This is a genomic window from Roseinatronobacter sp., assembly GCF_051859525.1.
Lineage (GTDB): Bacteria > Pseudomonadota > Alphaproteobacteria > Rhodobacterales > Rhodobacteraceae > Roseinatronobacter.
Genome location: NZ_JBHYFM010000061.1, coordinates 265 through 549, shown reverse-complemented (window position 1 = coordinate 549; position 285 = coordinate 265). Strand labels below are relative to the sequence as shown.

The window sequence follows — 285 nt, the reverse complement described above, 5'->3', positions numbered from 1 at the left end:
AGGATTTTGGGACTGTTTGACTTTCATCACACCGTTAGTGCTCTTGGTTGGAGCATTGGCGAAGAAGCTGCTGAAGTGGCCAACCGTATTGCTGCTCAATGGGCGCGGTTGAGGTCGGAGCGTCGCTTTAATGAGGCAGACCGCTTGAAAGAGCAAGCTTTGGAGGCCGGAATCAAACTTGAAGTCACAAAGCAAGCAGTGGGGCAAGGTGCGCGGGCAGTTGCGAAAGGTCGTTTTGATCCCGCCAAACTGGAGGCGCTGAAATGACAGCGATCTTTCAGCTAT

The 285-nt window shown here is 52.6% G+C and carries 1 pseudogene; it reads left to right on the top strand.

Annotated features, from left to right (window positions below):
• A pseudogene (locus ACTIE1_RS16705) lies at nt 1-267 on the top strand (hypothetical protein); the annotation flags it as partial.
• Nucleotides 268-285 lie beyond the last annotated feature (18 nt).